Annotated in this window: 17 protein-coding genes; 10 read left to right on the top strand and 7 right to left on the bottom strand. The window is 74.3% G+C overall.

Features of this window, described 5'->3' with window-relative positions; all coding sequences use genetic code 11:
• The first annotated feature begins 2 nt into the window (after nt 1–2).
• From ACIRPX_RS06380 to ACIRPX_RS06345, 8 genes are all read left to right on the top strand, one after another.
• On the top strand, nt 3–848 hold the full coding sequence (locus ACIRPX_RS06380; protein WP_404189044.1) for a PP2C family protein-serine/threonine phosphatase: 846 nt from the start codon (nt 3–5) through the stop codon (nt 846–848).
• 334 nt (nt 849–1,182) lie between these two features.
• Complete coding sequence (locus tag ACIRPX_RS06375; RefSeq protein ID WP_404189041.1) at nt 1,183–2,415, top strand: prenyltransferase/squalene oxidase repeat-containing protein; 1,233 nt, start codon at nt 1,183–1,185, stop codon at nt 2,413–2,415.
• Nucleotides 2,416–2,420: 5 nt separating this feature from the next.
• Nucleotides 2,421–3,068, top strand: coding sequence for an SCO2322 family protein (locus ACIRPX_RS06370; protein ID WP_404189038.1), 648 nt, complete (start codon nt 2,421–2,423; stop codon nt 3,066–3,068).
• A gap of 94 nt (nt 3,069–3,162) precedes the next feature.
• Nucleotides 3,163–4,305, top strand: a complete 1,143-nt coding sequence (locus ACIRPX_RS06365; protein WP_404189035.1) for an energy-coupling factor transporter transmembrane component T — start codon at nt 3,163–3,165, stop codon at nt 4,303–4,305.
• Nucleotides 4,302–5,972, top strand: a complete 1,671-nt coding sequence (locus tag ACIRPX_RS06360) for an ABC transporter ATP-binding protein (protein ID WP_404189032.1) — start codon at nt 4,302–4,304, stop codon at nt 5,970–5,972. The genes ACIRPX_RS06365 and ACIRPX_RS06360 overlap by 4 nt, the downstream gene beginning before the upstream one ends.
• A complete protein-coding gene (locus tag ACIRPX_RS06355; protein ID WP_404189030.1) occupies nt 5,969–6,820 on the top strand; it encodes an ECF transporter S component in 852 nt (283 codons plus the stop codon). Before ACIRPX_RS06360 ends, ACIRPX_RS06355 begins: the two co-directional genes overlap by 4 nt.
• Nucleotides 6,821–7,109: 289 nt before the next feature.
• Nucleotides 7,110–7,529: a transglycosylase SLT domain-containing protein gene (locus ACIRPX_RS06350; RefSeq protein ID WP_404189027.1), complete on the top strand. Its 420-nt coding sequence runs from the start codon at nt 7,110–7,112 to the stop codon at nt 7,527–7,529.
• A 358-nt stretch (nt 7,530–7,887) separates the two neighbouring features.
• Nucleotides 7,888–8,586, top strand: a complete 699-nt coding sequence (locus tag ACIRPX_RS06345; protein WP_404189025.1) for a YoaK family protein — start codon at nt 7,888–7,890, stop codon at nt 8,584–8,586.
• A gap of 31 nt (nt 8,587–8,617) precedes the next feature.
• Here ACIRPX_RS06345 and ACIRPX_RS06340 read toward each other — a convergent pair whose 3' ends face one another.
• The gene (locus tag ACIRPX_RS06340) at nt 8,618–8,743 is read right to left on the bottom strand and encodes a hypothetical protein (protein ID WP_404189022.1); all 126 of its coding nucleotides are present in this window, start codon (nt 8,741–8,743) and stop codon (nt 8,618–8,620) included.
• Nucleotides 8,744–8,762: 19 nt separating this feature from the next.
• On the opposite strand from ACIRPX_RS06340, the gene ACIRPX_RS06335 reads away from it, so the two are divergent.
• Nucleotides 8,763–9,017, top strand: coding sequence for a hypothetical protein (locus ACIRPX_RS06335; protein ID WP_404189020.1), 255 nt, complete (start codon nt 8,763–8,765; stop codon nt 9,015–9,017).
• A 38-nt stretch (nt 9,018–9,055) separates the two neighbouring features.
• On the opposite strand, the gene ACIRPX_RS06330 is transcribed toward ACIRPX_RS06335, so the two are convergent.
• Together ACIRPX_RS06330 and ACIRPX_RS06325 are read right to left on the bottom strand one after the other, a co-directional pair.
• Entirely contained in the window at nt 9,056–9,295 is a 240-nt protein-coding gene (locus ACIRPX_RS06330) for a hypothetical protein (RefSeq protein WP_404189018.1), read from the bottom strand.
• A gap of 39 nt (nt 9,296–9,334) precedes the next feature.
• Nucleotides 9,335–10,507 carry a steroid 3-ketoacyl-CoA thiolase gene (locus tag ACIRPX_RS06325; RefSeq protein WP_404189015.1) on the bottom strand — a complete coding sequence of 391 codons (1,173 nt, stop codon included), beginning with the start codon at nt 10,505–10,507 and terminating at the stop codon, nt 9,335–9,337.
• A gap of 231 nt (nt 10,508–10,738) precedes the next feature.
• On the opposite strand from ACIRPX_RS06325, the gene ACIRPX_RS06320 reads away from it, so the two are divergent.
• Entirely contained in the window at nt 10,739–11,974 is a 1,236-nt protein-coding gene (locus ACIRPX_RS06320; RefSeq protein WP_404189013.1) for a cytochrome P450, read from the top strand.
• A gap of 57 nt (nt 11,975–12,031) precedes the next feature.
• On the opposite strand, the gene ACIRPX_RS06315 is transcribed toward ACIRPX_RS06320, so the two are convergent.
• The 4 genes from ACIRPX_RS06315 to ACIRPX_RS06300 all read right to left on the bottom strand — a co-directional run bounded on the left by ACIRPX_RS06315 (nt 12,032) and on the right by ACIRPX_RS06300 (nt 17,225).
• On the bottom strand, nt 12,032–13,165 hold the full coding sequence (locus ACIRPX_RS06315; RefSeq protein ID WP_404189010.1) for a flavin-containing monooxygenase: 1,134 nt from the start codon (nt 13,163–13,165) through the stop codon (nt 12,032–12,034).
• A complete protein-coding gene (locus ACIRPX_RS06310) occupies nt 13,162–13,374 on the bottom strand; it encodes a tetratricopeptide repeat protein (RefSeq protein ID WP_404189007.1) in 213 nt (70 codons plus the stop codon). The genes ACIRPX_RS06315 and ACIRPX_RS06310 overlap by 4 nt, the downstream gene beginning before the upstream one ends.
• Before the next feature lie 102 nt (nt 13,375–13,476).
• Nucleotides 13,477–15,138 carry a LuxR C-terminal-related transcriptional regulator gene (locus ACIRPX_RS06305; RefSeq protein WP_404189004.1) on the bottom strand — a complete coding sequence of 554 codons (1,662 nt, stop codon included), beginning with the start codon at nt 15,136–15,138 and terminating at the stop codon, nt 13,477–13,479.
• A gap of 41 nt (nt 15,139–15,179) precedes the next feature.
• The gene (locus tag ACIRPX_RS06300) at nt 15,180–17,225 is read right to left on the bottom strand and encodes a bifunctional glycosyltransferase 87/phosphatase PAP2 family protein (RefSeq protein ID WP_404189001.1); all 2,046 of its coding nucleotides are present in this window, start codon (nt 17,223–17,225) and stop codon (nt 15,180–15,182) included.
• Nucleotides 17,226–17,736: the final 511 nt, after the last annotated feature.

Raw genomic sequence — 17,736 nt, 5'->3', positions numbered from 1 at the left:
CCATGCACACACTTCCGATCGCACCGATCCTGATCGGAGCGCTTCTCGCCGTCCTCTGGCTGAACGTCAGGCGCACCCTGCTCGCCCTGGAGGCGGCCCTCGCCCAGGCCCGGGACGTGGCCCGGAGCACCCAGCACCTGATCCTGCGCCCCCTCTCCCGCGACCTGGCCGGCACGCACGTGTGCACCCGCTACCACTGCGCCGGCTCCGAGTCGGCCATCGGCGGCGATCTGTACGACGTGGCGGTGACGCCGTACGGCCTCCGGCTCCTGGTCGGCGACGTGCGCGGGCACGGGCTGGAGGCCCTGCGGCTGACCGCGGCGACGATCGCCGCCTTCCGCGAACTGGCCTACACCGCACCCGACCTGCCCACGCTCGTCACCCACCTCGACCGGCGGCTCGCCCCGGAGCTCGAACCCGAGGACTTCGTCACCGCGGTGCTCGCCGAGTTCGCCCCCGGCGAGGTCCGCCTGGTCAACTGCGGACACCCGGCCCCGCTGCGCGCCGGGCAGCGCGTGGAGCTGCTCGAACCCCGGGTGCCGGTGCCGCCGTTGGGGCTGGACCCCGACCCGCGCCAGTACCGCTTCCACCTCCAGCCCGGCGACCGGCTGCTCCTCTACACCGACGGGCTCACCGACGCCCGCTCCGCCGACGGCACCCCCTTCCCGTTCCTGCCCGAGGTCACCCGCGCGCTGCGCGAGCCGCTGCCCGACGACGCGCTCGACTCCCTCTACGCCCGGGTCGTCGCGCACGCCGGTGTCCGCCGCGCCGACGACCTGGCCCTGGTCCTGTGCCAGCCGGCCGAGGCACCGGCCCGGATCATGACGGTGACCCGCCGGACGATCTGAGGCCGGCTTCGCCGGCCTGCCACGCCGCCCGTCCACAGGCGGCTCTCAGCCCTGTTCGACGGGCCGGTAGAGTGGCCGGGTCGCCATCACACCCGTACGGGGGGAAGCCGGTGCAATTCCGGCGCTGACCCTCCCCCAGTGCCTTGAGGGCCTGGGAGGTACCCCCACCGTGAACCGCCCGCCCAGGGCGGCCGGCCGGACTGCTCCGTACGGTCGTGACCGGCTCACCTGTGTCGGCAGCCCGCCGGCGCACCGCACCGTCGAGGCATACGGAGCCGAGCCGCCCGGGGTGTCCCCGTGCCGCCCGCTCCCGCAGGAGAGGCACCCGCCGATCATGAACGTCGTCCGCCGCAGCGCAGCGGCCCTGGCCGCCATCGCCGTGATCGGCGCGGCCGCGCCCGCCGTCGCCGCATCCCCCTCGCCGTCGCCGTCGGCCGCGCTGCCCGCCGGTCTGTACGGCACCGCCGACCCGCAGTACGACGGCGTCTGGCGCCAGTCGCTGGCGCTGCTCGCCCAGCACGAGGTGGGTGTGACACCGGCGGCGAAGGCCGTGGACTGGCTGGCGGGGCAGCAGTGCGCCGACGGGTCGTTCGCGCCGTTCCGCGCGGACCCCACCGCGGCCTGCGACGCCAAGGTCATGGCGGACACCAACAGCACGGCCGCCGCCGTCCAGGCCCTCGCCGCGCTCGGCGGCCACGGCGCCGCCACCGGCGAGGCGGTCACCTGGCTGAAGTCCGTGCAGAACAAGGACGGCGGCTGGGGCTACTCGGCGGCCGGGCCGAGCGACGCCAACTCGACCGCCGTCGTCATCGGCGCGCTCGCCGCCGCCGGCGAGAAGCCCACGCAGGTCAGCAAGGGCGGCAAGTCCCCCTACGACGCCCTGCTGACGTTCGCGCTCCCCTGCGACGGCAAGGACGCGGGCGCCTTCGCGTTCCAGCCGGACAAGAAGGGCAAGCTCGCCGCCAACGCCGACGCGACCGCGGCGGCCGTGGTCGGGGCGGTCGGCAAGGGCCTGACCGGGTCGCCCGAGATGCCGGCCGGAGCCGCCGCGTCGTGCAAGGCCGCCGGCACCCCCGGACAGGCCGCGCAGAACGGCGCCGCGTACCTCACCAGGGCCCTGGCCGGGAACCACCACCTGACCACGGCGCTGCCCGGCGCCAAGCCCCAGCCCGACTACGGCAACACGGCCGACGCCGTCCTCGCCCTGGCGACCGTCGGCCAGGGTCACGAGGCGGCCGGTGCCGTGCGCTGGCTGGAGGCGAACGCCGGGCCGTGGGCCAGGCAGGCCGGACCGGCCGCGTACGCCGAACTGATCCTCGCCGCCAAGGCGTACGGCGCCGACGTGCACGACTTCGGCGGCCAGGACCTGGTGCGCCTCCTCGACGCGACGGGCCCGAAGCCGGCCGCCACCGCCGTCCCCAGCGCCACGCCCGCCTCCGGCAAGGCCTCGGACCAGCAGGACGACGCGGGCTCCAACTCCGGCTTCGGCGCCTGGTGGATCGTCGGCGTCTTCCTCGTCGCCGGGATCGGCTTCGGCTTCCTGCTCAGCGCCCGCAACAAGAGGTGACGGCCGTGCTCCGCCGCTGCGCCGTCCTGCTCGCCGCGCTGCTGCCGGTGCTGACCGCCACCGGCCAGGCCCACGCCACCGGCTACCGCTACTGGTCCTTCTGGGACCTCACCGCCGGCCGCTGGACCTACGCCACCCAGGGCCCCGCCACCGCCCGCCCCTCCGACGGCGACGTCCAGGGCTTCCGCTTCTCGGTGAGCGAGGACTCGGGCGACGGGTCGAAGCCGCGCGGGACGACGTCGTTCCCGGCGATCTGCGCGCGGACACCGGCTCAGGAGGGCACGAAGCGCGTGGCGCTCGTCCTCGACTTCGGCACGACGGCGGACGCCCCGTCCGGCGAGACGCCGCCGGCCGGGCGCACGGCCTGCGCGCGGATACCGGCCGACGGCACGACGGCCGACGCCCTGGCCGCGGTGGCCAAGCCGCTGCGCTACGACAGCAACGCCCTGCTGTGCGCGATCGCCGGGTATCCGCGGACGGGGTGCGGCGAGCAGGTCGGGAGCGACAGTCAGCCGTCTGCCGCCCCCACGACGACGCGGCAGGCGGCGAAGGGCGACGGCGGCCCGTCCGTGGGCCTGTTCGCCGGCGCGGGCGCGGTCGCGCTGCTGGGCGCGGCGGCGGTGTGGCAGGCACGGCGACGCCGAAATGGCTAGGGCCTGTTTCGACAGGAGCGTCGTCCGCCCGCAGGGCGGGCCCGGCGGCGTCCTGTGCCTGCGATCGCACGGCGGAGAGCCGCCCCGACACCGGATGGATCGGGGTGATGCCGACCACGCGGCGAGCGAGCGTGCCAGGCGCGGCCGGGCGGGCGGGACCTTCGACACACGCCCTGGCCGGCCGGCGGCGCTGCACCCGGGTGCCTGGTGGCTCTGGGCGCTCGGTCTCGGCACCGCGGCCACCCGCACCACCAACCCCCTGGTGCTCGCCCTGCTCACCGCGACGTCCGCCTACGTCGTGGTCACCTGCCGCTCCCGCGCCCCCTGGGCCCGTTCCTACGCCGCGTTCCTCAAGCTCGCCCTCGCCGTCCTCGTCGTCCGCCTCTTCTTCGCGGTGGCCCTCGGCTCCCCCGTCCCCGGCACGCACGTCCTGCTCACCCTCCCCGAAATCCCCCTCCCGCACTGGGCGCAGGGCATCCGCCTGGGCGGACGGGTCACCGCCGAGTCGCTCGTCTTCGCCCTCTACGACGGCCTGAAGCTGGCCACGCTCCTGATCTGCGTCGGCGCCGCGAACTCCCTCGCCAACCCCTCCCGTCTGCTGAAGTCCCTGCCGGGCGCGCTGTACGAGACCGGCGTCGCCGTCGTCGTCGCCCTCACCTTCGCCCCGCACCTGATCGCCGACGTCCAGCGCCTGCGTGCCGCCCGCCGGCTGCGCGGCCGGCCCGACAGCGGCGTGCGCGGCCTGCTGCACGTGGGACTGCCGGTCCTGGAGGGCGCGTTGGAGCGTTCGGTCGCGCTGGCCGCCGCGATGGACGCCCGCGGCTACGGCCGCACCGCCGACGTCCCGCCCGCCGTCCGCCGCACCACCGCCGCCCTCACCCTCGGCGGCCTGCTCGGCGTCTGCGCGGGAACGTACGGGCTGCTCACCGCCGAAGGCGGCACCTACGGCCTGCCCCTGCTGCTGGCCGGGGTCGCCGCGGCCCTGGCCGGCCTGCGGCTGGGCGGCCGCCGCAGCCTGCGCACGCGCTACCGCCCGGACCGCTGGGACGCCCGCGCCTGGCTGGTCGCCGGCTCCGGCGGCGCGGTCGCCGCGCTGCTCACCCTCGCCGCGGCGGACGACCCGGCGCTGCACCCGGGCGTCGTCCCGCTCACCGCCCCCGCCCTCCCGCTGTGGCCGGCCGCGGCCGTCCTCCTCGGTCTGCTGCCCGCCCTCGTCGCCCCCAAGGAGCCGTCGTGATCCGCTTCGAGGATGTCTCCGTGACGTACGACGGCGCGGCCGAAGCCACCGTGCGGGGCGTCGACCTCGAGGTCCCCGAGGGCGAACTCGTGCTCCTGGTCGGCCCGTCGGGAGTCGGCAAGTCCACGGTCCTGGGCACGGTCAGCGGCCTGGTGCCGCACTTCACGGGCGGCACCCTGCGCGGGCGCGTCACGGTCGCGGGCCGCGACACCCGTACGCACAAGCCGCGCGAACTCGCCGACGTCGTGGGCACGGTGGGCCAGGACCCGCTCTCCCACTTCGTGACGGACACGGTCGAGGACGAACTCGCCTACGGCATGGAGTCGCTGGGCCTCGCGCCGGACGTGATGCGCCGCCGTGTCGAGGAGACCCTCGATCTGCTGGGCCTGGCCGACCTGCGCCACCGCTCCCTCGGCACCCTCTCCGGCGGCCAGCAGCAGCGGGTGGCGATCGGCTCGGTCCTCACCCCGCACCCCAGGGTCCTGGTCCTCGACGAACCGACGTCCGCCCTGGACCCGGCCGCCGCGGAAGAGGTCCTCGCCGTCCTGCAGCGCCTGGTCCACGACCTGGGCACGACGATCCTGATGGCCGAGCACCGCCTGGAACGGGTCGTCCAGTACGCGGACCGGGTCGCCCTGATGCCGTCGCCGGGAGCGCCGCCCCGGCTCGGCACCCCGGCCGAGATGATGGCCGTGTCACCGGTGTTCCCGCCGGTGGTGGCCCTGGGCCGGCTGGCCGGCTGGTCCCCGCTGCCCCTGACGGTCCGGGACGCGCGCCGCCGGGCCGGCGCCTTCCGCGAGCGCCTGTCCGGGCTGACCGCGGCACCCCGCGAACCCGCCGCCGCGGTACGGCCCCCCGCTCCCGCCCCCTCCCCGCGCCGCTTCCGCAGGAAGACGCCGGTGGGCCCGGCCGCGCGGTTCGCGGCCGAGGTCCGCTCCCTCTCGGTCCGCCGTTTCGCCGTGCAGGCCCTGCGCGACGTGGACCTCACCGTCGCCCCCGGCGAGACCGTCGCCCTCATGGGCCGCAACGGCGCCGGCAAATCCACCCTGCTCAACACCCTCGTGGGCCTGGTCGCCCCCACCACCGGCGCGGTCCTGGCCGCCGGCGTCACCCCCCACCGCACGGCCCCCAAGGATCTCGTACGCCGCGTGGGCCTCGTCCCCCAGGAGCCCCGCGACCTGCTCTGCGCGGACACCGTCGCAGCCGAATGCGCCGCCGCCGACCGCGACGCCCGGGCCGCACCCGGCACCTGCCGCGCCCTGGTGTCGAAGCTGCTCCCCGGCATCCCCGACGGCACGCATCCGCGCGACCTCTCCGAGGGCCAGCGCCTCACCCTCGCACTCGCGGTCGTCCTCACGGCGAGCCCGCCGCTGCTCCTCCTCGACGAACCGACGCGCGGCCTGGACTACGCGGCCAAGGCCCGCCTCGTCGCGCTGCTGCGTGCCCTCGCCGCCGACGGCCACGCGATCGTCCTCGCCACGCACGACGTGGAACTGGCCGCCGAACTCGCCCACCGGGTGGTCCTGCTCGCGGAGGGCGAGGTGATCGCCGACGGCCCCACCGCCGAGGTCGTCGTCTCCTCCCCCTCCTTCGCGCCGCAGGTCACCAAGATCCTCGCCCCGCAGGAGTGGCTCACCGTCGCACAGGTGCGGGAGGCACTGGCATGACCACGCAGGCCGACGACGCCGTCCACGCCGGGACGGCGGCCACCCGGGCCAGGGCCGTCCGCCTCGGCCCCCGCTCCGTCGCCGCCCTCGCCCTCGTGGGCGCCATCGGCGTCGCGGCCTTCGGCTGGCCCTTCCTCGCCCCGCCCACCTCGACGCTCGGCGCCCACGCCCAGGACGCGCCCTGGCTCTTCGCCGGCCTGCTGGTCCTGCTGGTCGCCGTCGTGGCGGCGACCATCGCCGAGTCGGGGCTGGGCCCGAAGGCCGTCGCCATGCTCGGCGTGCTCGCGGCGGCCGGCGCCGCCCTGCGCCCGATCGGTGCCGGGACCGCGGGCATCGAGCCGATGTTCTTCCTGATGGTGCTGAGCGGCCGGGTCCTGGGCCCGGGCTTCGGCTTCACCCTGGGCTCGCTCACGATGTTCGCCTCGTCCCTGCTGACGGGCGGGGTCGGCCCGTGGATGCCGTTCCAGATGCTGGCGATGGGCTGGTTCACCATGGGCGCGGGCCTGCTGCCGGGCCCGGACCGGCTGCGCGGACGCGGTGAGATCGGGCTGCTCGCCGTCTACGGCTTCGTGGCCGCGTTCGCCTACGGCACGGTCATGAACCTGGCCGGCTGGCCCTTCATGGGCGCCCTCGCCTCCGGGATCGCCTTCGACCCGCATGCGGCCGTCCCCGCCAACCTGGCCCGTTTCGTCGCGTACTGCGCGGCCACCTCGCTGGGCTGGGACCTGGGCCGGGCCCTGGTCACGGTGGTGCTGACCCTCGCGCTGGGCCCCGCCGTGCTCAAGGCGCTCCGCAGAGCCACCCGCCGGGCCGCCTTCGAGACCGCGGTCACATTCGAACCCCGTTGAACGGTGAACCGCCCCACATGACTCACGTCACTCACTATTCTCCCTAGTAGTGCATTTCGGACGCCATGCTCACGCCAAAATAGCCTCCGACCTGCACCTTGAGAGTCAGATCACACGAACCTCAGCACCCCCAGATGCGACCACAACTAGTAAAAGGGGGCATTGCGGACGCCTGCCGAGCCTGTTTCTCTGGACGACGTCGCACGGCGCCGACGTGCCCCCTGGGCCTCGGCGCCGCCGCATGCTCCGGCGTGCGGGCGACACCCTGTCCCCGAAGAAAAGGTTCCTCGTGACTGTGTCCCGCATCGTCCGCCCGTTCTCGTCCCCGAAGAAGGCCCTCGCCTCCGCCGCCGTGGCCGCCGCCACCGCCGGCCTGGTGCTGACCGCGGCTCCCGCCCACGCCGCGACCGCCAACTCGGCCACCGAGGCCAGGTCGATCGCGCACCAGCTGATCCCGAGCGCCGCGCAGTACAACGCCTTCAGCAAGATCGTCGAGCATGAGAGCGGCTGGAACGTCACCGCGACCAACTCCTCCTCCGGCGCCTACGGCCTGGTCCAGGCCCTGCCGGGCTCGAAGATGGCCAGCGCCGGTTCGGACTGGAAGACCAACGCCAAGACCCAGATCAAGTGGGGTCTGAACTACATGAACTCCCGCTACGGCAGCCCGGTCGGCGCCTGGTCCTTCTGGCAGGCCCACGGCTGGTACTGATCGGCCCACCCGGCCGGAGAACCGCACCACCCGCGGCGCCGGCACGGCGAGCGAACCGAAGTGGTCCACGTCCCCCTGGCCCACCACGCGCACCCTCACCCCGCACGGGGCGAGGGTGCGCCCGCACGTCCGGGCGTCGCCAGTGGGCCCGCCGGTGCCCGTGCGGCGTCGTGGTCGGCCACCGGGGTGACAGAGCCCCCGCCGCGCCTGCCAACTGATCCCGCCTTCCGGGCATGTGGGTGTCCCGCCGCTCCTGCCGTGGACGCCGCGTACGCGACCCGCGCGCCGACGTCCGAACGTCCCCCGCCCGCGTGGTGGACTGGGGCGCACCGCGTCCCTACCGCCCACCGGAGTGGCCATGGCCGAGCAGAGCACCGACGCCCGTGCGGGCGATCCGGGGCGGGAGGCACGCGGACTGCGGCTGGTGGTCGTCCTGTTGGGGCTGACCGTGGTCAGCGGGCTGATCGACGCGGTGAGTTACCTCGGGCTCAGGCACGTCTTCACCGCCAACATGACCGGCAACGTGGTGGTGCTGGGCTTCGCCGCGGCCGGCGCCCCGGGCTTCACGGTGCGGCACACCGCGACCTCGCTGCTGTGCTTCCTGCTGGGCGCGGCGACGGGCGGACGGTTCGGGCGCCTGCGGGCCGAGGGCTCGCGGCGCACCTGGGCGCGGTCCGTCCTCGCCGCGGAGGCGCTCCTGGTCGGGGGCGCCTCCGCCGTCGCCTTCGCCGCCCCGCACGCCGCGGCCACGGTCTACGCCCTGATCGCCCTCACCGCCTTCGCGATGGGCCTGCGCAACGCCACGGTCCGCAAGCTGGGCGTCGCCGATCTGACGACCACGGTCCTGACCATGACGCTGACCGGCCTCGCCGCCGACTCCCGCGCCGGCGGCGGCTCGGGAGGCCGCTCGCCCCGCCGCTCGGCCTCCGTGGTCGCGATGGCGGCGGGCGCCGGACTGGGCGCGTGGCTGGTGCTCCACCACGGCCTCGGCATCCCGCTGCTCGTCGCGGCCGGGGCGGCGGGGCTGTTCGCGGTGCTGGCCTCGGGCCGCGAGTGAGCGGCGCCCCCGTGTGCTGCACGGTGCGGCCTCAGCCGAGTTGGACCGCGATCCGGTGGTCCGGCCCGCCGTCCCCGGCCAGGTTCCGGTGGCCGTCGGCGACCGCCCGGCAGAGCAGTGTCCCGCTGCCGCCGCGCACGTCGTCGAGCGTCCACACCCGGCCGCTCTTCGAGCGTGTGACGGCCGACCCCGACGCCCTCGCGGAACTGCCCGCCGTGCGGGCGGCGGCGGCCGAGTGGCTGGAGCTGGAGTGCGAGGAGGTGCTCGGCATCGCGTGGAGCGCGCACCTGACGGCGACCGGCGAGCAGCTGCCCGCCGCCGCCTTCAGCGTCAGCTACCCGCCGCTGGACCCGGCCTGGTCCTTCGACTTCCACGACTCCGGCGAGATGACCCGCCGGCTGCCCCGCCTGGCCGCGCTCCACACCGGGTGACCGGTACGCCGGAGATCCGGCGCGCCGGGCAGCCGGTCCTACGCCCGCTGTGCGGCGCCGCCTTCCTTCGCCGCTCTGCGGGATCTCCACTCCTTGCGGAAGACGTAGGCGCGCAGCGCGCCGACCGCGAGGAACAGCAGGCCGATGCCGGCCCGGCCCAGGCCTCCTGCCGTGAAGAACCAGTAGAAGGCCAGGCCGGAGAAGAAGGCGCAGATCGCGAGGATCAGCGGTTCGCGGATGTGGAAGGGCAGGGCGCGGAGGATGACGTTGATCAGCATGGGGCAAGTTGATCAGTTCGCGTCAAGCCCGACAAGTGGTCACTGCAGCCGCTGGAGGATCGTGCCCGTCGCCAGGCCGCCGCCCGCGCACATCGTGATGAGCGCGAACTCCTTGTCGCCGCGCTCCAGTTCGTGCAGGGCGGTGGTGATCAGTCGGGCTCCCGTCGCACCCACCGGATGCCCGAGGGCGATCGCGCCGCCGTTAACGTTGACCTTCTCCAGGTCCTGCCCGAAGACCTGCGCCCAGCTCAGCACCACCGAGGCGAAGGCCTCGTTGATCTCGACGACGTCGATGTCCTTGAGCGACATCCCGGCCTTGCCGAGCACCGCGCGCGTCGCGTCGATCGGGCCGTCCAGATGGAAGTGCGGGTCGGCGCCCACCAGCGCCTGGGCCACGATCCGCGCCCGCGGCTTCAGCCTCAGCGCACGCGCCATCCGTTTCGACGCCCACATGATGGCGGCCGCGCCGTCGCTGATCTGCGAGGAGTTGCCCGCCGTGTGCACGGCGGTGGGCATGACCGGCTTCAGTCGCGCGAGGCCCTCCATCGTCGTGTCGCGCAGCCCCTCGTCGCGGTCGACGAGCCGCCACATGCCCTGGCCGGCCCGCTGCTCGTCCTCGGTGGTCGGCACCTGGACGGCGAAGGTCTCCTTCTTGAACCGCTCCTCGGCCCAGGCCACGGCGGCCCGTTCCTGCGAGATCAGGCCGAGGGAGTCGACGTTCTCCCTGCTCAGGTGGCGGTGGCGGGCGATGCGCTCGGCCGCCTCGAACTGGTTGGGCAGGTCGACGTTCCACTCGTCGGGGAACGGCTTGCCGGGACCGTGCTTGGACCCCGACCCCAGCGGCACCCGCGACATCGCCTCGACGCCGCAGCTGATCCCGACGTCGATGACCCCCGCCGCGATCATGTTGGCGGTCATGTGCGCGGCCTGCTGCGAGGACCCGCACTGGCAGTCGACCGTCGTCGCGGCGGTCTCGTACGGCAGCCCCATGGTGAGCCAGGCCGTGCGCGCGGGGTTCATGGACTGCTCGCCGGCGTGGGTCACCGTGCCGCCGACGATCTGCTCGACCGCGTCGGCGGGGATGCCGGTGCGGCCGAGGAGTTCACGGTAGGTCTCACCCAGGAGATAGGCGGGATGCAGGTTGGCGAGCGCTCCACCGCGCTTGCCGACGGGGGTGCGTACGGCTTCGACGATCACGGGTTCCGCGGCCATGGTGGGGGATCCTCTCCTCCGGTACCCGCGCGGCGCGGGGGCGTCCCGGCCGGCCCCGCCACGCTGAACTAGTACGTGTTCTAGTTCTGCATGCAGTCTGCTGACCTCACGCCCACAACCGCAAGGGTCGTGCATGCAATTCGGGGCGACGCACCCCTTGCCTCTTGTAGAACCCGTTATTACCTTCACGGCAAACCTGATGGAGCGTCAGAACACAGGCTGGAGTCGCCCATGCCCTGTCCAGCACTCCCCGAAGGGTTCGACTTCACCGATCCCGACCTGCTGCACCATCGCGTGCCCCTGCCGGAGTTCGCCGAGCTGCGGCGGGCCGAACCGGTCCGCTGGATCCCTCAGCCGGGCAACGTCGCCGGCTTCCGGGACGAGGGGTACTGGGCCGTCACCCGGCACGCGGACGTCAAGTACGTGTCCACGCACCCCGAGTTGTTCTCGTCGTGGCAGAACACGGCGATCATCCGCTTCAACGAGCACATCGAGCGCGACGCGATCGACATGCAGCGGCTGATCCTGCTCAACATGGACCCGCCGGAGCACACCCGCGTCCGCCAGATCGTGCAGCGCGTCTTCACCCCGCGCTCCATCAGGGCACTGGAGGAACGGCTGCGCGACCGCGCCCACGCCATCGCGCGCAACGCCCGCGCCCAGGACGGCACCTTCGACTTCGTCACCGAGGTCGCCTGCGAACTGCCCCTGCAGGCCATCGCCGAGCTCATCGGCATCCCGCAGGACGACCGGGCCAAGATCTTCGACTGGTCCAACAAGATGATCTCCTACGACGATCCGGAGTACGCGATCACCGAGGAGGTCGGCGCCGAGTCGGCCACCGAACTCATCGCCTACGCCATGAACATGGCCGCCGACCGCAAGCGGTGCCCGGCCAAGGACATCGTGACGACGCTGGTGGCGGCGGAGGACGAAGGCAACCTGAACTCCGACGAGTTCGGCTTCTTCGTGCTGATGCTCTCGGTCGCGGGCAACGAGACCACCCGCAACGCCATCACCCACGGCATGCACGCCTTCCTGACCCACCCCGGCCAGTGGGAGCTGTACAAGCGGGAGCGGCCGCAGACGGCGGCCGAGGAGATCGTCCGGTGGGCGACCCCCGTCAACGCCTTCCAGCGCACCGCCACCCAGGACCTCGAACTCGGCGGCAAGCGGATCAAGAAGGGCGACCGGGTGGGCATCTTCTACGCCGCCGCCAACCACGACCCCGAGGTCTTCACCGATCCCGGCACCTTCGACGTCCTCCGCGACCCCAACCCCCACCTCGGCTTCGGCGGCGGCGGCCCGCACTACTGCCTCGGCAAGTCCCTGGCCGTCCTGGAGATCGACCTGATCTTCAACGCCATCGCCGACGCGCTGCCCGGCCTCACCCTGACCGGCGACCCCGACCGCCTGCGGTCCGCCTGGATCAACGGCGTCAAGCACCTTCAGGTCCAGGCCGGTTGACGAACTCGGGCCGGCGGCATCCCGGAGCCGCCGGCCCGTCGCGCGCTGTCGCGGGCCTCACCCGGACGACGAACGGTCGTGCGCGTCAAGGGGCGTTGTCCCGGCGGGAGCCGGCCGCTGCGTCGCACGCGCCACCAGATGCCGTACGACGTGCTCCGCGTCCCGGCCCACGCCCTGGATCATCGACGAGGCCATCGCGTACTGGAAGAGCCGGCCGACGAAGTACAGGCCCGGCTGCCCCTCCAGCACGCCGCGCTGCTGGGCCGGTTCGCCGTCCGGGCCGAAGACGGGCAGGTCGATCCACGAGGTGTTCGGCCGGAAGCCCGTGCACCACACCACGTTGGCGACGTCCGGCGCCGTGCCGTCGGCGAGCACCGGGCGCCCGTCGCGCACGCCGGTCGTACGCGCCACGCGCTCGACGCCCGCCGCCGTCAGGTCGGCGGACTTCACACGGATCAGCGGCGCGCTGTGCGCGAGGACCTTCGGCCGGAGCTTGCGGCCGACGGGCGTGCGGACGGTGAACACGCGGCGGAAGAGGAAGAAGAGGACGGGGGCCAGGACGCGGGAGGGGCGCCGGTCGATGTGCCAGGGGAGCTGTCCCGGGTGCGGGCCGGAGAGCAGCACGCGGTGGGTGCGGGCGAGTTCGAGCGCGATGTCCGCGCCCGAGTTGCCGGCGCCGACGACCAGCGCGGGACCGTCCTGGAGCTGGTCCGGGTTGCGGTAGTCGACCGCGTGCACCTGGCGGATGTCCGGCGCGAGCCGGCCGGCGTACTCGGGTGTCTTCGGCAGCCGGTCGTAACCGGCCGCGATCACGACGTTCTCGGCCTCGTAGCGCAGGTCGCCGTCCGTCTCGACGACGTAGCGGCCGCCTTCGCACGACACTCGCCGCACCGCGGTCCGGGTCCGCACCGGGAGTTCCGCCCAGGCCGCGTACGCCTGGAGGTAGTCGGCGAACTCGTCGCGGGTCGGGAAGGCCCAGCCGGGGCCGGGATACGGCAGGCCGGGCAGGCCGTCGAACTTCGCCGGGCTGAACAGCCGCAACGAGTCCCAGCGGGCGCGCCAGGCGTCGCCGACGCGCTCGCCCGCGTCCAGGATCACGAACGGGCGGCCCCGCCGGGTCAGGTGGTACCCGGTCGCGAGTCCCGCCTGACCGCCGCCGACGACGACGGTCTCGATGCGCTCGGTGCTCATGACAGCTCCTCGGTGGTGCGGTGGTGAACGGCAGGTGTCCCGCGGTCGGCCTCGTAGATCTCCAGCGCCTGCCGCAGCAGCCGCTCGGCCTCGGCGTACTCCCCCAGCAGCCGCAGCAGGGTGCCGAGGTCGGCGGCGCTGTCGGCGAGCCGGAGCCGTGCGCTGCGGACCTGCTCGCGCAGGCTGTGCGGGGTCTGGTCGTCGGACACGTGTCGATGCTCGGCCCGGGGCGGCCCCGGACGCATCGACAGGAATGCCCAACCGCGCGGCGGGCGCATGGGTGGTTCTACGCAGGCACGGCTCCAGGCCCGCTAGGCCGAAGCGTCGCGCTCCACCAGTCCGTGCTCGAAGGCGTACGCCGCGGCCGCCGTGCGGGAGGTGACGTCGAGCTTGGCGAAGATGTTGCTGATGTGACGGGCGACGGTCTTCTCGCTGAGGACCAGTTCGGCGGCGATGGCGTGGTTGCTGCGGCCGCGGGCGACCAGCCGGACGACCTCCAGTTCGCGGGGGGAGAGGGGGGAGAGCGATGCCCCGTCGGTGCCCGCGGCGAGGCGCCGGACCCGGGTGGCGTCCGGACCCGCGCCCAGCCGCTCGAACGCCTGCCGGGCCGCGTCCAGCTCCAGCCCCGCCGACCCCTCGTCGCCGAGTGCCCGGCAGGCGAGGCCCACCAGCACCCCGACCCGCGCGGCCTCGTACGGCACGTCCAGCTCCCGCCACAGCCGCCCGGCCTCCCGCAGCGGCGGCAGCGCCTCCCGGGCCGCGCCGCCGGCGAGCCGTACGGCGCCGGCCGCCTGCCCGGCCATGGCCCGCAGGGCCACGGTTGCGCGGTCGGCGGCGATCACGCGCAGCTCGTCGGCGGTCGGCTCCGCCCCGCGCGGGCCCTCCGCGGGATCCGCCAGCAGGATCTCCACCGCGGCCGGCAGCAGCCGCGCCCGCCGCATCGGCTCCCTCGTCTCCGCCAGGGCCCGCCGGATCGCCGCCGTCGCCTCCTCGCGCCGGCCGCGGGCCAGCCAGAGCAGCGCGAGGCCCGGCTGGGCGTCCCAGCCGTGGTGCAGGGTGTCGCGGTAGGCCTGCTCGGCCTCGCCGAACTCGCCGCGCAGCCGGTGCAGTTCGGCCAGCTGGTAGAAGGCGCCGCCCGCCGCGCCCTGGCCGTAGCCGGCGGTCAGCTGGGCGCAGGCCAGACGGGCCTCGCGGACCGCGTCCGGCCAGGCGCCGCCCAGCTGGAGCAGGGCGACCCGGTGCACCCGGCACAGTCCGCGGTAGGCGCCGGTGAAGTCGGGCTGGGCGGCGCACCACTCGGCCAGCGCCTCGGTCCACTCCTGGGCGCGGCGCAGTTCCTGCAGCTCCTGGCAGGCTCCGATGACCACGCAGTAGATCATCCCGGTGCAGCGTGCGGAGACGTCGCCCTCGGCGACCGTCATCATGGCGTCGTCGAGCTCGGCGAGCCCGGCGGCGACGTCGCCGTTGCTGACGAGCGCGAGGCCGCGCGTCATCGTCGCCCCGGCCGCGAGGTCGCGGTCCGTGCCGGAGCACGCCGCCTCGGGCAGACGCTTCAGGGCCTCCAGCATCTGCGTGAACTCGCCTGCCCGCAGGTGGAGTTCGACCTCCAGCAGCACCACGTACGCGCATTCCGGGCAGCCGGGTTCCGTCGCCGCCAGCCGCCGCGCGCGGGCCAGCCAGGCGCCCGACTGCGCGAACTCGCCGCTCCAGGCCAGCGCCTTGCACAGCCAGTAGCCGCAGCGCAGCGCCTGCCCGACGGCCCCGGACTCCGCGTGTGCGAGGTAGGCGCGCCGCAGCAGCGCCACCGCGTCGCCGCAGCGGCCCAGCATGTCCGCGGCCTCGGCGAGCAGCTCCAGGTCGGCGGTCGCCAGCGGCCGCTCGGCGTCGGCCGCGCCCAGTGTCTCGTAGGCGTCGGTCCAGGCCAGCGCGCGGGCGGCCGCCCGCCCTCGTACGACCCGTGCGTCCCAGTCCATGGCGCCTCCGCTCACATTTCACCGCAAGCGGGGCACCCTTGTCAGCTCGGTGTCGGTTGCTTCTCGGCCGCGGCCTCCCGGCGTGCGGCCGTCGCCGTGGCGAGTCTCGCCCGCGGGCCCTGGAACAGGTAGGAGAGGCCGAAGCCCGCGCCCACGACCGCCGCGCCGCCCACCGCGTCCAGCACCCAGTGGTTGCCGGTGGCCACGATCGCCGAGACCGTGAAGAAGGGGTGCAGCAGGCCGAGCGCCTTCATCCACCACCTGGGCGCGATGACGGCGATCACCACCCCGCACCACAGCGCCCAGCCGAAGTGCAGCGAGGGCATCGCCGCGTACTGGTTGGTGAGCGCGGTGAGGGTGCCGTAGTCGGGCTTGGAGAAGTCCTGGACGCCGTGGACCGTGTCGATGATGCCGAGGCCGGGCAGCAGGCGCGGCGGGGCCAGCGGGTAGAGCCAGAAGCCGACCAGGGCCAGCAGGGTGGCGAAGCCGAGGGACGAGCGGGCCCAGCGGTAGTCGACCGGGCGGCGCCAGTACAGGACGGCGAGCACGGTCAGCGGGACGACGAAGTGGAAGGACTCGTAGTAGAAGTCGAAGAAGCCGCGCAGCCAGTCGACCTTGACCACGGCGTGGTTGACCCAGTGCTCGATGTCGAGGTGCAGGGCGCGCTCGATGTCGAGGATCTGGTGGCCGTGGTGCTCGGCGCGCGCCCGCCCGGCCTCGTTGGAGCCGCCGGTCGCCGCGAGCCTGACCTGCTGGTAGGCGGCGTAGGTGACACGGATGAGCAGCAGCTCCAGCAGCAGGTTCGGGCGGGTGAGGACCCGGCGCAGGAACGGCAGCAGCGGGACGCGTCTCCAGCGCGCGGGCACCGGGGCGGCGTAGTCGGTCGGGACCGGCGAGCGGTAGTACGGCGAGGTCCGGGACAGGAACGGCACGGCGGTCGCCGCGAGGAGGGCGGCGAGCAGGACGATGTCGTCGCGCAGGGTGTACAGCGCCGACATGTTCGGCAGGATCATCTTCGCGGGCAGCGTCATCACCAGCACGACGGCCACCGGCCACACGTACCGGTCCGAGGCCCGCCGGCCGACCCGCCCGACGACCGCGAGCAGCACCCACAGCAGCTGGTGCTGCCAGGTGGTCGGGGAGACGGCGATCGCGGCGCAGCCGGTGAGGGCGACGGCGAGGAGGAGCTGTCCGTCGCGCGCGTAGCGCACGGCGCGGCGCAGTCCGAGGACGGCGACCGCGGCGGCGAGCGTGAAGAAGAGGGCGATCTCCAGCGGGCCGGTCAGGCCCAGCCGCAGCAGGCCGCCGTGCAGGGACTGGTTGGCGAGGTCGTCGGCCGGTCCGCCCAGGCCGGTGCCCGCCATGTGGTGCACCCAGTAGGTGTACGAGTCGTCCGGCATCGCGGCCCACGCGAGCGCGGTGCACGCGGCGGCCGTGACGGCGGCGGAGACGGCGGCCCGGCGGCGGCCGGTGAACCACAGCAGCGGCGCGAAGAGCAGCACGGGCGGCTGCAGGGCGGCGGCGACGCCGATGAGCAGGCCGCTGGTGCGCTCCCCGCGGACGATGAAGCAGCCGACCAGGACGAGCAGCACCGGCAGGATGCTGATCTGGCCGAGCCAGAGCGCGTTGCGCACGGGCAGCGACAGCATCAGCAGGCTGACGGCGACCGGCGCGGCCAGCAGCGAGGTCCGCCGGCTCACCGGCTGCGGCAGCGCACGGGCCGCGACCAGGCCGAGCGCGACGACCAGCAGCAGCGTGCCGAAGGTCCAGCCCCAGCCGAGGGCCTGTTCGGCGGCGCGGGTGAGGGGCTTGAGGACGAGGCCCGCGAACGGTGTGCCGGTGAACTGCGTGGAGTCGTAGAGCGACCCCTTCACATGCAGGACGCCGTGCGGTCCGACCCAGGTCTCCAGGTCGGTCAGCCGCTCGGCTCTCGGGGTGCTGAGGACGACGGCCACCTGGCGCACGGCGAGGACCGCCGCGACCAGCCACAGGCCCAGGCGCGCCGCGCGCAGGCGGCCTCTGACGCCGCCCACGGCCGTCGCTCCGAAGGCTTCCGCCGGTCGCCCGCTGTGCTCCACGTTCGCCACGCCCCGTCGGCCTCCCGCCCCGCTCTTCTCCGTGCCCTCTGAGGCAGACGCAGGCTACCCCTGCTTCACCTGGCGTCCGTCCTGCTTTTGTCGGAAAGACGATAGTGCGCCGGGGGGTCGGTTGCCCCGTCCGGACGCGAGAAGGATCACAGCCCGGACACGGGGGCACTGATCGGCACCTGGGTGTATGGGCCTGTAGCAGGGCGTTTACGTGCACTGCGCAACAACGTGTGTGCGACCCGTAAGGGCGACAGTAGCCGACCGGGCGCGCGCCTCCCGGCCGCGCGCCCCGCTCACCGCGCCTCCGCGATCACGCCCCGGCCACCCCCGCCCCCGGCGTCCGGAGACCGGCCCGCGCCCCGACCGCACCGGCGCCCGCCCACCGGCACGCTCGACCCGCCGCGCCTCGCCTCCGCCTCCGGCGGCCCCGTCCGTCCGACGCGCCTGTCCCCGCCGGGCCGCTGACCGTCATCGGCCCGCCCGCGGCCCTGGTGACGGGCCTGGCCGGGTT

Origin of the sequence: Streptomyces sp. NPDC101225 (genome assembly GCF_044767585.1) — a bacterium.
Classification (GTDB): domain Bacteria; phylum Actinomycetota; class Actinomycetes; order Streptomycetales; family Streptomycetaceae; genus Streptomyces.
Note: the sequence above shows the minus strand (reverse complement) of the source record. Positions and strands in the feature narration are given on the sequence as shown.

Excerpts from the sequence above, each read along its gene's own strand:
- ACIRPX_RS06380 (WP_404189044.1), top strand. The coding sequence starts at position 3 with ATGCACACACTTCCGATCGCACCGATCCTGATCGGAGCGCTTCTCGCC.
- ACIRPX_RS06375 (WP_404189041.1), top strand. The coding sequence starts at position 1,183 with ATGAACGTCGTCCGCCGCAGCGCAGCGGCCCTGGCCGCCATCGCCGTG.
- ACIRPX_RS06365 (WP_404189035.1), top strand. The coding sequence starts at position 3,163 with ATGGATCGGGGTGATGCCGACCACGCGGCGAGCGAGCGTGCCAGGCGC.
- ACIRPX_RS06355 (WP_404189030.1), top strand. The coding sequence starts at position 5,969 with ATGACCACGCAGGCCGACGACGCCGTCCACGCCGGGACGGCGGCCACC.
- ACIRPX_RS06345 (WP_404189025.1), top strand. The coding sequence starts at position 7,888 with ATGGCCGAGCAGAGCACCGACGCCCGTGCGGGCGATCCGGGGCGGGAG.
- ACIRPX_RS06330 (WP_404189018.1), bottom strand. The coding sequence starts at position 9,295 with ATGCTGATCAACGTCATCCTCCGCGCCCTGCCCTTCCACATCCGCGAA.
- ACIRPX_RS06325 (WP_404189015.1), bottom strand. The coding sequence starts at position 10,507 with ATGGCCGCGGAACCCGTGATCGTCGAAGCCGTACGCACCCCCGTCGGC.
- ACIRPX_RS06320 (WP_404189013.1), top strand. The coding sequence starts at position 10,739 with ATGCCCTGTCCAGCACTCCCCGAAGGGTTCGACTTCACCGATCCCGAC.
- ACIRPX_RS06315 (WP_404189010.1), bottom strand. The coding sequence starts at position 13,165 with ATGAGCACCGAGCGCATCGAGACCGTCGTCGTCGGCGGCGGTCAGGCG.
- ACIRPX_RS06305 (WP_404189004.1), bottom strand. The coding sequence starts at position 15,138 with ATGGACTGGGACGCACGGGTCGTACGAGGGCGGGCGGCCGCCCGCGCG.